11 protein-coding genes and 4 pseudogenes are annotated in these 15206 nt (G+C 38.2%); 10 read left to right on the top strand and 5 right to left on the bottom strand.

Annotated features, from left to right (window positions below; all coding sequences use genetic code 11):
- The first annotated feature begins 225 nt into the window (after positions 1 to 225).
- Positions 226 to 590, top strand: a pseudogene (locus tag DBU79_RS08090) (hypothetical protein).
- Between the two features lie 603 nt (positions 591 to 1193).
- On the opposite strand, the gene DBU79_RS07005 reads toward DBU79_RS08090, so the two are convergent.
- The 4 genes and pseudogenes from DBU79_RS07005 to DBU79_RS06990 all read right to left on the bottom strand — a co-directional run bounded on the left by DBU79_RS07005 (position 1194) and on the right by DBU79_RS06990 (position 4041).
- Positions 1194 to 1658 (bottom strand): hypothetical protein, encoded by a 465-nt coding sequence (locus DBU79_RS07005; protein WP_134890147.1) that lies wholly within the window; start codon positions 1656 to 1658, stop codon positions 1194 to 1196.
- Between the two features lie 9 nt (positions 1659 to 1667).
- Positions 1668 to 2816 (bottom strand): hypothetical protein, encoded by a 1149-nt coding sequence (locus tag DBU79_RS07000; RefSeq protein WP_134890148.1) that lies wholly within the window; start codon positions 2814 to 2816, stop codon positions 1668 to 1670.
- A gap of 8 nt (positions 2817 to 2824) precedes the next feature.
- Positions 2825 to 3552: pseudogene (locus DBU79_RS06995) on the bottom strand (TIR domain protein).
- A 240-nt stretch (positions 3553 to 3792) separates the two neighbouring features.
- A complete protein-coding gene (locus DBU79_RS06990; RefSeq protein ID WP_121092482.1) occupies positions 3793 to 4041 on the bottom strand; it encodes a hypothetical protein in 249 nt (82 codons plus the stop codon).
- Between the two features lie 70 nt (positions 4042 to 4111).
- Between DBU79_RS06990 and sppA the strand changes: the two genes are divergently transcribed.
- From sppA to DBU79_RS07975, 3 genes and pseudogenes are all read left to right on the top strand, one after another.
- Positions 4112 to 4990: a signal peptide peptidase SppA gene (gene sppA, locus DBU79_RS06985; RefSeq protein ID WP_154411970.1), complete on the top strand. Its 879-nt coding sequence runs from the start codon at positions 4112 to 4114 to the stop codon at positions 4988 to 4990.
- A gap of 2 nt (positions 4991 to 4992) precedes the next feature.
- Positions 4993 to 5874, top strand: a complete 882-nt coding sequence (gene purU / locus DBU79_RS06980) for a formyltetrahydrofolate deformylase (RefSeq protein WP_154411969.1) — start codon at positions 4993 to 4995, stop codon at positions 5872 to 5874.
- Positions 5875 to 8348, top strand: a pseudogene (locus DBU79_RS07975) (hypothetical protein). It begins immediately after the preceding gene.
- A gap of 943 nt (positions 8349 to 9291) precedes the next feature.
- Here the strand turns inward: DBU79_RS07975 and hpnL are convergent.
- Positions 9292 to 9510, bottom strand: coding sequence for a nickel-binding protein HpnL (gene hpnL / locus DBU79_RS06970; RefSeq protein ID WP_001945164.1), 219 nt, complete (start codon positions 9508 to 9510; stop codon positions 9292 to 9294).
- A 257-nt stretch (positions 9511 to 9767) separates the two neighbouring features.
- On the opposite strand from hpnL, the gene rsmA reads away from it, so the two are divergent.
- The 6 genes and pseudogenes from rsmA to DBU79_RS06945 all read left to right on the top strand — a co-directional run bounded on the left by rsmA (position 9768) and on the right by DBU79_RS06945 (position 15192).
- Positions 9768 to 10583, top strand: coding sequence for a 16S rRNA (adenine(1518)-N(6)/adenine(1519)-N(6))-dimethyltransferase RsmA (gene rsmA / locus DBU79_RS06965; RefSeq protein WP_154411968.1), 816 nt, complete (start codon positions 9768 to 9770; stop codon positions 10581 to 10583).
- Between the two features lie 33 nt (positions 10584 to 10616).
- The gene (locus DBU79_RS06960) at positions 10617 to 12704 is read left to right on the top strand and encodes a ribonuclease J (protein WP_154411967.1); all 2088 of its coding nucleotides are present in this window, start codon (positions 10617 to 10619) and stop codon (positions 12702 to 12704) included.
- A complete protein-coding gene (locus DBU79_RS06955; RefSeq protein ID WP_154411966.1) occupies positions 12688 to 13677 on the top strand; it encodes a KpsF/GutQ family sugar-phosphate isomerase in 990 nt (329 codons plus the stop codon). Before DBU79_RS06960 ends, DBU79_RS06955 begins: the two co-directional genes overlap by 17 nt.
- Entirely contained in the window at positions 13674 to 14747 is a 1074-nt protein-coding gene (gene rlmN / locus DBU79_RS06950) for a dual-specificity RNA methyltransferase RlmN (protein ID WP_154411965.1), read from the top strand. The genes DBU79_RS06955 and rlmN overlap by 4 nt, the downstream gene beginning before the upstream one ends.
- A 177-nt stretch (positions 14748 to 14924) precedes the next feature.
- Positions 14925 to 15044, top strand: a pseudogene (locus tag DBU79_RS08085) (hypothetical protein); the annotation flags it as partial.
- Positions 14992 to 15192 (top strand): hypothetical protein, encoded by a 201-nt coding sequence (locus DBU79_RS06945; RefSeq protein ID WP_412018773.1) that lies wholly within the window; start codon positions 14992 to 14994, stop codon positions 15190 to 15192. The pseudogene DBU79_RS08085 and the gene DBU79_RS06945, both read left to right, overlap by 53 nt.
- The last annotated feature ends 14 nt before the right edge of the window (positions 15193 to 15206 follow it).

Here is a 15206-nt window from a genome sequence, read left to right as displayed (position 1 = left end):
AGTATTACCTGACAAAAGAACTTCTTGTTGCTTAGTTTTGAAAGATTGAGCTTATTCTTTCTTTTTACTTCTTGATTGTTTTTAATATTTGCAACCTTTCATGAAACCTTGACTTTAATTTTGAGTTTAGATACCATGGTAGCCCTTGGTTAGGAGATTGCTGTCTGTCGTTCTGTCTCCCATTCCGAGGCACTGAAAAGCGTAATAAATTTCAAGGAGATTACAATGACCCAAATATATTTTAAGGGACTTAACGGCCCAAAGCAAAGAGCTGCGGCTGCTAGATTAGCTAAAGATATTGCCACAAATGGTATTGAAGATGTGGAGAGAAGATCTAGAAATTATTCAAAATTAGAAGCCGAAAAAAAATACTTGGGGATAGGGTAGGAAGGCTTGAAGGTGAAGTTTCTAGACTCAGTCATGATTTTGAAAGAATGTGTGATTTGCTTCTAGAAGAAAAGCAAGAAAAGATGGATACCCAAAAATTTATATATTGTAAAGGAGATGATAATTCTATGGGAAAACTTGTTGGCATCGGCTCTAAAAGAGAGGGGTATACTTCCACACTCTATCCCTATGTTGTGGAGTAAATAGATATAGGAGGTTTGAAATATCTCAATAGCAGTGCCATTTCGGCTCAAATCCGGAAATTTGGACACTGCTATTTTAGATTGAACATGGTTTTAATTTTATTTTAAGATAACTTAAGTTCTCATCAAGGAGTCTTAAGTTACTAGGCATGCGGTATTAAATAAATATACAATTAGATTTCTCAAAGCTTGATTTAGAGAAACGGCTTAGTATTTTTAAATAGATATTTAGATTTTAAAATAGCAAAAAACACTCATAAATCAACCATTTAATAAGATTATCAAACCAATTCAAAAATATTAGTGTTTGGTGTTAGTAAGTTATAAAGTCTCACTATAGTGTAAAACATTCATAAAAAAAAATGAATTTGTAAAAGGAATAAACCCTATCAATAAAACAGAAAGTTTTTGGGATTTCTCAAAAATTTGTTTGAGTGAGTTTAATTTAAAGAGATGGATAGAGAGAACTTTCACTCCATTTGAAAGAGCGTGAGTTTAGGTAAAAACTTGTATCAGGTTATGGGAATGGATATGGAAAGTGGTGGGGTTATTTTGCGATACCCTAAATCTTAAAACGCTTTAAAAGTTATCGTTTGATTGAAGTCAAGTTATTTTATAGCCAACACTCCATTGAAACGGAATTAAAAAACAAAAACCATAGCCCACCAAACAAAGAGCTAACACCCAATAGGGGAAAAGGCTAAACGAAAACATGGAACATAAGAATTGCGCGCACCGGCAAGTTTGATGAGTAGGAAAGACTTCAAATAACCTTTCATCGGTTTTAAGCCTGTTTTCTATCAGCCATTGGTATTGCTCCCTGAATGACCTTTCTTGCGTGAGATAATAAGCGTCTAAAAACCAAAAACATAGAAGTAGCACCCCCAAAAAGCATAACCCATGAAGATGAGAGATCGCCTCTATTTTGAGAGATAAGACACCCACAGCGAGCGCGAGTGTCCATTTCTTGCACTCTAAAGAATTTTGCGCCATTCTATTGATAACGCCTTGCAAGATTTTAAGCTCTTCTATAAGGATTTTTGCTCTGTCTTTCGGGGTATTTTCCATGTTTGATATTTATCTCTTAAAGTTAAAAGTCCAAGCGCCTTTGTCGGTTTTGACTCCAACTTCTATGAGATTTTGACACTTATAATGCGCTGTGAAACTTTCTCCAAATTTTAAATACACTGATAAGGTGTTTTTCTTGCTTTCTAGATTTTTAATGATTTTTTCCATTTTGTCAATATCTTGCGTCGCTTCAGTCAGTTTGACTTGATTGGCTTTGATAGACTTTTCTTCAGAGCTAATCAGTTTGTCAGTAACTTCTTTGGCATGCCTTGGGATAGCCTCTTTCAAATAAGCGAAATAAAATTTCCCTACGCTAGGCCACATGGATTTTAGTTTGGTAAGGCTTTGGAGACCTTTTTTTGATATCTTATCTTCATTTAAAAAGCCATCGGCTGAATTACCGTCATCATCAACAATACTATCTATTAATTTTTTGAGTTCTTTAAGGTTGATATAGGGGTAGTCTTTGGGGTTTTTAGTGTCTTCAATAGCACCTATTATATTGTCATGTAGTATTCCCCATGTATTCTGTTCGTAGATCAGTTTATTACTTAGAAAGTCATCAAGCATCCTCTTAACAACATGTATTGGATTATCATTTTCTCCTGATAAATGTACTAATCCTCCTATTAAGGATTTAGATAAAACAGAGTCATTACTCATTACACTAGAACCAACTGTTTGGTAAAGAAGCTTGAATTTTCTAGGAGCTTTATCAAAATATTCTGCATTACCATATTCTTTAGCTTGTTTAAAGTAATCCATTTGAACGATAGCGTTATAAATATTTTCTAACAATTTATCAAGATTATTGGATTGTTGCACATGCTGTGTGAGTTCTTCTAAATCTTTTTGAAGTCTTGCGATTTTTGCTTGGTGGTTTTTAATCGCTTTTTCTTTTTCTGATGCAAACAGGTATGTATTGACTGTTTCTTGTATTAACTTTACCAAGAAATTTTTATCATGCTCGCAATTCCCACGATTGAGCTTCAAGTCTTGGATTTCTATGTTGTCGGTTTTAGAAATGATTTTCAAGGTAGAATTGAAGCTATTTTTTTCAATCCCAACTAGTGGTTCGCTACTATCACTCCCACAGCCCACTAAACACAACGCCAAACAGCTCGCGCCTAGTAATTTTTGATAAGTTTTAAAAAACATGTTTGTTCCTACGAATTGATTTGTTGCGATAGTTTTTTAAGGGTTATAGTCTCAAAACTTTCTAAAAATGGCGATATATCATGAAAGACTTGCATGCTTTCCATCATTGGAATTGGGCGACTCTCACTAATAGAATGAGCGATTTTTAATTCTTCATAAATCCATGCTGAATAAGTGATGCGTGATAGCCCTTGATTAGAAACGCTGTTCTCACTTTGTAAAAACACGAAATAGGGGCATTTTTCAATCATATCTTGTAAAGATTCTCTGAGAATGAGCGTGAAAGGGTCTTTAATCTTGCTTATATCAATATGATGTTTTTTATTTCTTTTAGAATATCATTTTTATAATCCCAAAAGAGAGAGTCTATAAATATTAAATTAGAACGATCGGTTGGTTCTAAAAAGGACTTGATATTTTTAACGCCTAAAAAATCATTATTTTTCATATCAATATGCGAATGAGAAAGAAAAACCTTAGTTTTATTTAATCGCTCTTGTAAGGGATTAAAAAAGGCTTCTTTAATTTTATTGCGATTTAGCAAAGTGTATCCATTATTTTTTAGACTCTTTTGAATGAGAGTTTTAATTTTATTGGCTACTTCATGTATGTTAGAAACAGCTTGATTGTCGTAATAAGCGTATTCAAGCTTACTTTTCCCCCCTCTGTCAAAATGAAACTTGCATAAAACTTCACGATTTTCTCTTTCATCTAAATCAACCACAAAGGCTTTCATGATATATTTTCCTTTAATATTTTTATCAAATTCTCAAATATAAATACGATTTTAAGTTCCCTTTAAAATCCTTTGATTATAGTAGACTTAGACTTAGCTTAAGAGTGCCTGAATTTTGGGGTGTTGGGGGGTGTTAGAATAACTAAAAACCACCGCTAAAAAAAGCCTTTTTACAAACAAAAAAGGCATTAAAACTTACAAGTAGCATGACCCTAAAAGCGCAAAAACAACAAAGGCGATCTAAAAAACTTCTTCGCATGCCTTTTTGTCTTTATGGAGCAAGCATGCTTTTTGTAACTCTATAAAACGCTTCTTCCTTTCTTCTTCGGTCATATTGTTAGGCTTTTCAATGGGGCGTGAAGATTTTGGAGTGGGGGTATTGAATTGGGGCACATACCCTAGCTTATTGACTGAATAAAAGCCTAAAGCAGCGATTAAAATAAAAATCCAATCTGTTTTTCTGATCTTAGGGCAAAATTTACACGCCATGATTTAATCCTTAAAACATTTGAAGTATAATACACTCTTATGGTCAAATATTAAGTTTAGGAAAAGTTGCATGTGGAGTTTCATTCAAAAAATCTTTAAGGCTTTAATCATTATGCCTTTAGATTTTATCACGAAGTATTTCAAGTCGTTTGTGCTGTTATTGATTGTGTTAGTCTTTTTTAGCACTAAAGAAAGCACCCCAAGCGAACCGCCCAATCTCGCTAAACTCTATTTAAATGGGGCGATTTTTAGCACCGAAGATTTTGACAAAGAAGTGGATAAAATCCTAAAAACCCCTAGCATTAAGGGCGTTTTGCTTTTGATTGATTCTCCTGGTGGGGCGGTGTCAGCGAGCGTGGAATTGAGCGAAAAAATCGCTGATTTGAAGCAAAAAATGCCCGTTTTAGCGTATGCTAGGGGGGTTATGGCGAGCGGGAGCTATTATGCGGGCATGCAAGCGAGCGAAGTTTATGCCTCTAAAGCGAGCTTGATCGGATCGATTGGGGTGATTTTTTCAGGCGCGAATGTGGAAAATTTGCTCAATAAAGTCGGCGTAGCCACTCAAGGCGTGCATGCGGGCGAATACAAAGAAATAGGCACTTTCACCAGAGCATGGAAACCTAACGAAAAAGAATTTTTGCAAAATTTAGTCAATGAACAATACCAAATGTTTGTGAATGATGTTGCTAAAGCCAGGAAATTAAACGCTAAGGATTATAAGGATTTTGCTGAAGGGAAGGTTTTTAGCGCTCAAAACGCTCTAAAATTAAAACTCATTGATAAAATCAGCACGATTAAGCAAGCCCAAGATCGCTTAATAGAATTGAGTAAGGTTAAAAAAGCCTATTGGCTAGAAAAAAGCCCTATGGAACGCTTCATTGAAAAGGCCACGCAATCAGCAAGCAATATCATCACGCAAGCCTTTGGCTATCAATTATTGATGAGATGAAGATGTTAGAATTTATTTTAAAGATTCAAGCTAGAGACTCTAAAGGCTTAGTGAGCGCAATAAGCACCACTATCGCTAACAAGGGCTATAACATCGTTAAAAACGATGAATTTGTTGATCCCTTAAAACAGCGCTTTTTCATGCGGCTAAAAATCCAAAAAGAAATCAAGCCCTTGAATACTGAAATTAAAGAGCAAGAAGAGCGATCCTTAAAAACCGCTCTTTTTAAAGCCTTAGAAAACTTTAGCGAGCTACTGATTGAAGTCATTTTAACGCATAAAAAAAACATTATTTTACTCGCTACTAAAGAGAGCCATTGTTTAGGGGATTTGCTTTTAAGGGTGTATGGGGGGGAATTGAACGCTCAAATTTTAGGCGTTATTTCTAATTACGAGATTTTACGCCCTTTAGTGGAAAAATTTGACATCCCTTATTTTTACGCGCCTTGTGTTGATCAAATTTTGCATGAAAAAGAGGTTTTAGCAATCATCAAAAACCTGGAATTAAAACACAAAGTGAGCGCGGATTTGCTCGTTTTAGCCAAATACATGCGCATTTTAAGCCATGATTTTACGAAGCGCTATGAAAATCAGATTCTTAATATCCATCATAGTTTCTTGCCCGCATTCATTGGGGCTAACCCTTACCAGCAAGCGTTTGAAAGGGGCGTGAAAGTCATCGGGGCCACGGCACATTTTGTGAATGAAAGCCTTGATGCCGGGCCAATTATTTTACAAGACACTCTGCCCATTAACCACAATTACAGCGTGGAAAAAATGCGCCTAGCGGGTAAGGATATAGAAAAACTGGTTTTGGCTAGGGCTTTAAAACTCGTTTTAGAAGACAGAGTCTTTGTGCATGAAAACAAAACGGTGGTGTTTTGAATGCCTTTAGATTTCAGTAACCTCAATGAAGAACCTTTAAAAAGCCAAATCAAAGCCGAGTTTTTTAAGGATAAAAAATTCCTTTATAGCGGTGATAAGATAGATTTCATGCTAAGCTATAAGCTCCCTAACGCCACCTTACCCATTTTATGGGGCGAAGCCAAAAGGGGCGATTTTGGCGATTTGGACAAAGCTTTCACGCAACTGCTTTTAACCATAGGCAAGCATAGGTTCTATACCCACCACACACCACCCTATTTGTGCGCTTTCAACGCTTTCAGAATGGAATTTATCGCCTTTAATGACACAATCACAAGTTTTTTTTATAAAAGCGATATAGATTTTTCTATCACCCCAAGCAACCACAACACAGATGGTTTTAAACACGCTTTAGACGCGTTTAAAGCCATGTGCAAATCCCATAAATTCGTTTTTAACTTTAAAACCCAAAGCCAAGAATGCAAAGAATTTATCAAAAAATATTTAAATTCTAGCCGCTTGCTCAGCAAAATCCAAATTGACAAAAACAATTTCTTTACGATCTATCAAAAGTGGTTTGAAATTGTCAAGCCCACCATTGACATAAATTGGGAGGTCGCTAAAGCTAAAGGCATTTTAGACGCAGATTATTATTTGGCGGATTTGCTTAGCGATGGCGTTAAAACCATTATTGAGAAATTGCAAACGATTTTAAGCTCCAGTTATTATAAATTGAAAAGGGGTGTGAATGAGTTAGGTAAAATAGATTTTATGGAAATTGGTTTCACAGACGGCCAACAAGCCCACAAAGAATTTTGGGGGATTTATGAAAGGCCTCCTAAGTTAGAGTTTCAAGCGTTTATTTTAGAGCGGCGCGATTTGTTAGTGCCAAGCGATGTGAGGGAAAGGAAGGGAGCGTTTTTCACCCCTAGAATCTGGGTGGAAAAGAGTCAAGAATATTTGGCTAAAGCTTTGGGGCAAGATTATCAAGAGGATTATATCATTTGGGATTGCGCTGGGGGGACTGGGAATCTTTTGAATGGCTTGACTAATAAAGCTAATTGTTTTCTATCCACTTTAGACAGCAACGATGTGGCGATCGTTAAAGAATTAGCCGCTGCCAACAAACTGAATCTGCTAGAAAACCATGTTTTCCAATTTGACTTTTTAAACGATGATTTTTTTGGTGAAAAAGTGCCTAAAAGCTTGCAAGAAATTTTAAAAGATAAAGAGAAGTTAAAAAAGCTCATTATCTATATCAATCCGCCGTATGCGGAAGCGGGCAATAAGGCTAAAATGAGCGGCACAGGCGAACACAAATCCAAAGTCGCAAGAAACAATAAGACTTATGAAACCTATAAAGATCTTTTGGGGTCTGGGGCTAACGAACTTTTCGCTCAATTTTTCATGCGCATTTATAAGGAATTGAACGGCTGTATCATGGCGAGTTTTTCAACGCTCAAATACCTTAATTCTAGCAACTTTAAAAAATTCAGAGAAGTCTTTAAAGCCAAATTTTTAGAGGGGTTTATGGTGCCTGCAGATAGCTTTGATAACGTGAAAGGACAATTCCCCATCGGCTTTTTGGTGTGGGATACCGCTACCCCCCCTTAAAACCCACCAACACGCTCAATTTGGAAGTGTTTGACTCGCTTGGCGAATTTTTGGGGTATAAAAATATACACTCGTGCAATAAGGTTCTATTTTTAGCAGACTATTTACAAAAGTTTCAGCCAAAGGAAAGAGACACTATTTTTGGCTATTTAGATCCTGGTCGCAACAGTTTTCAACATCAAAATTTAGTCCATATTAGCGTTATTGACAAATCACAACAATCGCATGTAAAATATTTTCCAATCATTGCAACTACAATTTTGTTAGTGTCTGTATTTTTCTCCATCCGCCATTGCATCAAAGCCACATGGCAAAACGATAGGGATCAATTTTACGCTCCCTATGATGACGCTTTCCAAGACGACAGCGAGTTTAAAAACAATTGTTTGGCGTTCATGCTTTTTCATTCTAAAAACCGCATCACGACCACTCAAGGGACTAACCATTTTATCCCCTTTAGCGAAACTGAAGTCAATGCTAAAGAAAGGTATTCTAGCCACGCTTTATTAGACTTTTTAAAGGGCGGGATAAAAGAGAAGGGCGTAAAAGAGGAGGGCGATAGCCTCTTTTTAAACGCTAAAAAAGAAAACAAGCCCCTAGAATTCAGCCCGAGCGCTTCAAGGGTGTTTGATGCTGGCAGAGAAATTTATCGCCATTACCACACAAAAGCTTCCACAAACCGCCATTATAACGCTAACGCAAGCCTTTATGACATCAAAGAATTTTTTCAAGGCCGTAACGCGCAAGGCAAATTAAATCTGCCCGCTAAAGCCAAAGACGAACATTACAAACAGCTTTACGCTAACTTGCAAGACGCCCTAAAAGATCTCGCCAAAGAAATACAGCCTAAAGTCTATGAATACGGGTTTTTAAGGGAGTAGTTTTTAAGACAAATAACCAAAGAGCTAAAGCAAGCGGTATTTTTAAAAAGCGTTCTATAAGTGGATTTAGTTTTGTAGGGAGGAGAATTATTGCTACTCTCTTAAGAAAATGCGTTCTACAACAAAACTTAACGCCCCAAAAGTCAAGGGCAAACCCGTTTGAAAAGGAAACCCCTAAGCTTTAAACTCAGGGGAACGCTCTTAGAAAAATCAGCGTTTCACAGAAACGATCACTTTAAGCCCCAAAAAAGCAAACTCAAAGTATAATGATCTCCAAGAGCGTTTGCCATTTTTTGATCGCATGGCATGCTCCTTACAATGTTGGTCTGCCCCATATCGCAACTATGGGGCGTGATGGGATTCTACAACAAACCCCCTTAAAACTTTTAATTTTACAAACGCTAAAACAAGATTAAAAAATGTGAATGAAAATATAAAGAAATAATTAACGCCCCAAAAGTCAAGGACAAACCCGCTTATAAAGGAAACCCCTAAGCTTTTAAACTCAGGGGAACGCTCTTAGAAAAATCAGCGTTTCACAGAAACGATCACTTTAAGCCCCAAAAAAGCAAACTCAAAGTATAATGTTTTCCAAGAGCGTTTGTTATGTGTCTTAGGCATAACATGCTCCTTTTAAGGTAGTTTGCCCCATAAGGCCACTTATGGGGCGTGATGAGATTTTACAACAAACCCCCTTAAAACACCCCTAGATCGCAATACGCATGCCAAATCGTTAAGTTTTGCACCCCATTATGACCACTCAATGAATAAGCTTATCTTTATTGGACAGAAAATAGAGCCATTTGACAATCATCAAAAGAGAGATTTTAAAAGTTTAAAAATCTAATGGAGTTAAAAGGGTTGGTTTGAATTGATAGATTTACTGGATCAAAAGAGCTAAAAGCCAGGAGTAGCCCTAAGGCCGCCCCCACAAACGCCCCAATCAATATTGTTGGTTTTGTTGTTGTGCTTTTTGTTGTTGTTGTTGGTGTGCTTGTTGTTGTTGCTGTTGTTGAGCTTGTTGCTCTGCTTGTTGTTCAGCGTGTTGTTGCGCATTATGGTGATGGTGTTCACCGCCGTAGTAATGGTGGTGGTGTGCGTGGTGATGGTGGTGGTGTTGGCTGTTAGCCTGTTGTTGCTGTTGTTGTTCATGGTGTGCCATGATGACTCCTTTAATTGAAATTTAATTCTAGCTCATTGGCTAGGATTTCATTTTATAATGCAAAATCTAACCAATTATTAACGAAAAAGATTTTAATACTAATTTTTAATACGAGCGCCACGAGTGTTAATTGAAGCGTTCCTATTGTCAAAACTACCAACATCTTTGAATGAAAAAAGCTATAATAAGGAAGTTGCATTAAAAAGGAAAGACAAATCCCCTTTTTAAGGTATAATACTAGGAATTAAAAGCGTGCTATGGTAGTAGCTAAAAAGTCTTTAGGACAGCATTTTTTAACGGACGAGTCGTTTTTAGACAGAATTGTTAATGCTTTGCCCCCCTTAAACCCATTAAAGCTAATTGAAATTGGCGTGGGGTTAGGGGATTTGACTCTTAAGTTGTTGGATCGCTATCCTTTAAAGACTTATGAGATAGATAGCAGTTTGTGCGAAAAAATGCGATCAAAACTAAAGGCACAAAAAAAGCCTTTTGGGTTAGAATTAGTGGAAAAAGACGCTCTTTTTTTAAAAGAAGAAGAGCCTTATTTTTTGATCTCTAATTTGCCTTATTATATCGCTACCAGGCTTGTTTTAAACGCACTCAAAGACCCTAAATGCAGGGGTTTATTGGTGATGACGCAAAAGGAAGTGGCACTCAAATTTTGCGCTAGAGATTCACAGAACGCCTTAAGCGTTTTAACTCAAGCAATAGGGAACGCTACCCTTTTGTTTGATGTGCCGCCTAGCGCGTTTAGCCCGCCTCCAAAGGTGTTTTCTAGCGTGTTTGAAGTGATTAAAGAGCCGCTGAAAGAAAAGGCGTTGGCTTCATTACTCCAAGCGCCATTTTTTGAAGAAGCCCTACAAAAAGGGTTTGAAACATTAGAAGATTTTTTGAAAGCCTGTTTCTCATCTCCCAGGAAGACGCTTTCAAACAATCTTAAAAAAAGCGTTTCTTATAGAGAAAAGCTTGATAAGGTGTTAGATTTTTTAGCGTTAGAAAACCAACCAACAAGCGTGAGGGCGTCTGAGGTAAAAGATTATCTCAAGCTCTTAGAATACCTTTTAAAAGGCTAATGCCTTTTTAAAAAATTGAAAGGAATAATCGTTATGACTGATAACAACCATTATGAAAACAATGAAAACAATGAAAACAATGAAAACAGTAGTGAAAACCCAAAAGCTCATCATGAGGCGCGAGCCGGAGCGTTTGAGCGATTCACCAACCGCAAAAAGCGTTTTAGAGAAAACGCGCAAAAAAACGCAGAGTCTTCAAACCATGAAGTGCCTTCACACCATAAAAAAGAGCGCCACTCCAACAAAAAACCAAACCACCACCACAAACAAAAACACGCCAAAACACGAAATTACGCCAAAGAGGAATTGGATAGCAACAAAGTAGAGGGCGTTACGGAAATTTTGCATGTGAATGAGAGAGGGACTTTAGGCTTTCATAAGGAGTTAAAAAAGGGTGTTGAAGCGAACAACAAGATCCAAGTGGAGCATCTAAACCCGCATTATAAGATGAATCTAAACTCTAAAGCGAGCGTTAAAATCACGCCTTTAGGGGGCTTGGGCGAGATTGGGGGGAACATGATGGTCATTGAAACCCCAAAAAGCGCGATCGTGATTGATGTGGGCATGAGCTTCCCTAAAGAAGGGCTTTTTGGCGTGGATATTTTAATCCCGGATTTTTCCTACTTGCACCAAATCAAGGACAAAATCGCCGGTATTATCATCACCCATGCCCATGAAGATCACATAGGGGCCACGCCTTATTTGTTTAAAGAGTTGCAATTCCCCCTTTATGGCACGCCTTTGAGTTTGGGGCTGATTGGGAGCAAGTTTGACGAACATGGTTTGAAAAAATACCGCTCGTATTTTAAAATCGTAGAAAAGCGTTGCCCCATTAGCGTGGGCGAATTTATCATTGAATGGATCCACATCACGCATTCTATCATTGACAGCAGCGCTTTAGCGATCCAAACTAAAGCCGGAACGATCATCCACACCGGCGATTTTAAAATCGATCACACTCCAGTGGATAATTTGCCCACGGACTTGTATCGTTTAGCGCATTATGGCGAAAAAGGCGTGATGCTTCTTTTAAGCGATTCCACGAACTCCCATAAATCCGGAACCACGCCGAGTGAAAGCACCATAGCGCCAGCTTTTGATACGCTTTTTAAAGAAGCGCAAGGGAGGGTGATTATGAGCACGTTCTCTAGCAATATCCACCGGGTCTATCAAGCCATACAATACGGCATTAAATACAACCGCAAGATCGCTGTGATCGGGCGCTCTATGGAAAAAAACCTAGACATCGCTAGAGAATTAGGCTATATCCATTTGCCTTATCAATCTTTTATTGAAGCCAATGAAGTCGCTAAATATCCGGATAATGAAGTCTTAATCGTAACGACCGGTTCACAAGGCGAAACCATGAGCGCGCTTTATCGCATGGCGACTGATGAACACCGCCACATTTCTATCAAACCCAACGATTTAGTCATCATCTCCGCTAAAGCCATTCCTGGCAATGAAGCGAGCGTTTCAGCGGTGTTGAATTTCTTGATCAAAAAAGAAGCTAAAGTGGCTTATCAAGAATTTGACAATATTCATGTGAGCGGGCATGCCGCCCAAGAAGAGCAAAAGCTCATGTTAAGACTCATTAAGCCTAAGTTTTTCTTACCCGTGCATGGGGAATATAACCATGTCGCGCGCCACAAACAAACCGCCATTTCTTGCGGGGTGCCTGAAAAAAATATCTATTTAATGGAAGATGGCGATCAGGTGGAAGTCGGTCCTGCGTTTATCAAAAAAGTAGGCACGATTAAAAGCGGTAAAAGCTATGTGGATAACCAAAGCAATTTGAGTATTGACACTAGCATCGTGCAACAAAGAGAAGAAGTCGCTAGCTTAGGGGTGTTTGTGGCTACAATTTTTGTGAATAAAAACAAACAAGCACTTTTAGAAAGCTCTCAATTTTCCAGTTTAGGGCTTGTGGGCTTTAAAGATGAAAAGCATTTGATCAAAGAAATTCAAGGAGGCTTAGAAATGTTATTAAAATCTACTAACGCTGAAATTTTGAATAACCCTAAAAAATTAGAAGATCACACTCGTAATTTCATCAGAAAAGCGCTCTTTAAAAAGTTTAGAAAATACCCGGCTATCGTTTGTCATGCCCATTCTTTTTGATTGTAACGCTACCGCTATACAAGTCTTAAGAGATGAAGCGAGCGCGCTTTTAGAAAGCGTTAAGCAATTCCAAGAACCTAACGATTTAGAAGCGATTGTCAAGCTCATTTTAAAAAGCCAAGAAAAAGGGGGCAAGCTTGTGATTGTGGGCGTGGGTAAGAGCGCTTTAGTGGCGCAAAAAATCGCTGCTTCCATGCTAAGCACCGGTAACAGGAGTGCGTTTTTACACCCCACAGAAGCCATGCATGGGGATTTGGGCATGGTGGAAAAAAATGATGTGATCTTAATGATTAGCTATGGGGGCGAGTCTTTGGAATTGTTGAATCTGGTGAGCCATTTAAAACGCTTAAGCCATAAAATCATCACTTTCACTAAAAGCCCCACTAGCTCGCTCTCTAAACTTGGCGATTATTATTTGAGCTTGAAAATCAAAAAAGAAGCTTGCCCAATCAACACCGCTCCAACGACTTCCACCACCCTAACTCTAGCCTTAGGCGATGTTTTAATGGCATGCTTGATGCGAGCGAAAAATTTTAGCCAAGAAGATTTTGCCTCCTTTCATCCGGGCGGGCTTTTGGGCAAAAAACTTTTTGTCAAGGTTAAAGACTTATTACAAACCACGAACCTCCCCTTAATCGCTCCTAATACAAGTTTTAAAGATGCGCTCATAGAAATGAGTGAAAAACGCTTGGGCAGCGCGATTTTAGTCAATGAAGCTAACGAGCTTGTGGGGGTGTTAAGCGATGGCGATGTCCGTAGGGCGCTATTAAAAGGGCTTAGCTTGGAGAGTGAGGTGAAGCATTTTGCCACCTTAAAACCTAAAAGCTTTAAGAATTTAGACGCTCTTCTTTTAGAAGCGTTAGAATTTTTAGAACGCCATAAGATCCAGCTTTTGGTGTGCGTAGATGATTATAATAAGGTTTTAGGGGTTTTGCACTTGCACCAACTTTTGGAATTAGGGCTTAAAGCATGAAAGCGAGTATTTATGATTTCACTCTAAAGGAATTGAGTCAGCTTTTAAAACCGAGTTTTAGGGCTAAGCAGCTTTATTTGTGGCTCTATGCGAAGTATAAAACAAGCTTTAAAGACATGCAAAATAATTTTTCAAAAGATTTTATCGCTTATTTGGAGCGAGAATTTACTTTGCGCACGATAGAAATCACGCATGTGAGGGAGAGCGTTGATGGCTCTAAAAAATACCTTTTTAAATCTTTAAGGGACAACCACACTTTTGAAGCGGTGTTGTTGAAAATGAAAGACAAAAAGATTGATGGAGAGACGAACGCCATTTTAGAGGGGGAAAAATACACCGTGTGCGTGTCTTGTCAAATCGGCTGTCAAGTGGGTTGTGCGTTTTGTTTCACTCAAAAAGGCGGTTTTGTGAGGAATCTCAAAGCGAGCGAGATTATCCAGCAAGCCCTACTCATTAAAGAAGACAATAACCTCCCCATTGAAAAAGCACTCAATATTGTTTTTATGGGAATGGGCGAGCCTTTGAACAATTTAGATGAGGTGTGTAAAGCGGTTGAGATTTTTAATACCGGCATGCAAATTTCCCCTAAAAGGATCACCATTTCCACGAGCGGCGTAGCCGATAAAATCCCTATTTTAGCGGGTAAAAATTTAGGCGTGCAATTAGCCATATCCTTACACGCCGTAGATGACAAAACGCGCTCATCTTTAATGCCCTTGAATAAAAAATACAACATTGAATGCGTTTTGAATGAAGTGAAAAAATGGCCTTTAGAGCAGTGCAAAAGAGTGATGTTTGAATACCTTTTGATTAAAGATCTAAACGATAGCCTGGACTGCGCTAAAAAACTTTTAAAACTTTTAAACGGCATTAAATCCAAAGTGAATTTGATTTTATTCAACCCGCACGAAGGCTCTAAGTTTGAACGCCCTAGCTTAGAGAGCGCTAGAATGTTTGCGGATTTTTTAAACTCCAAAGGCTTATTATGCACCATTAGAGAGTCTAAAGCTTTGGATATTGAAGCGGCTTGCGGGCAATTGAGAGAGAAAAAACTCTCTCAGCAAATTTGAAAACTCTTTTTTGTGAGATTTTGTCTTTTTTCTAATGGGGGGTGTTGATTTTTCAAAATCTAGGGAATAAAAATTAGCGCTAAATTTTCTTTCATTAACAATTAATTAGATTTTATATTGTAGAATAAAATCCTAGCCAGTGAGCTAGAATTTAAATTCTTAATCAAAGGAGTCATCATGGCACACCATGAAGAACAACACGGCGGGCACCACCACCATCACCACCACACACACCACCACCACTATCACGGCGGTGAACACCACCATCACCACCACAGCTCTCATCATGAAGAAGGTTGTTGCAGCACTAGCGATAGTCATCATCAAGAAGAGGGTTGCTGCCACGGGCATCACGAGTAATATCGGTGTGGCTAGGGGCAACTTGACTAGGGTTGTCTCTGGCTTTGACTTTAAGATACAATCATTCCATTCTAACCCATTCTAATCAAACCCATTAAA

This window comes from Helicobacter pylori, assembly GCF_009689985.1.
GTDB classification, from domain to species: domain Bacteria; phylum Campylobacterota; class Campylobacteria; order Campylobacterales; family Helicobacteraceae; genus Helicobacter; species Helicobacter pylori_CG.
The sequence above is the reverse complement of the archived record's forward strand: the minus strand, read 5'-3'. Positions and strand labels throughout refer to the sequence as shown.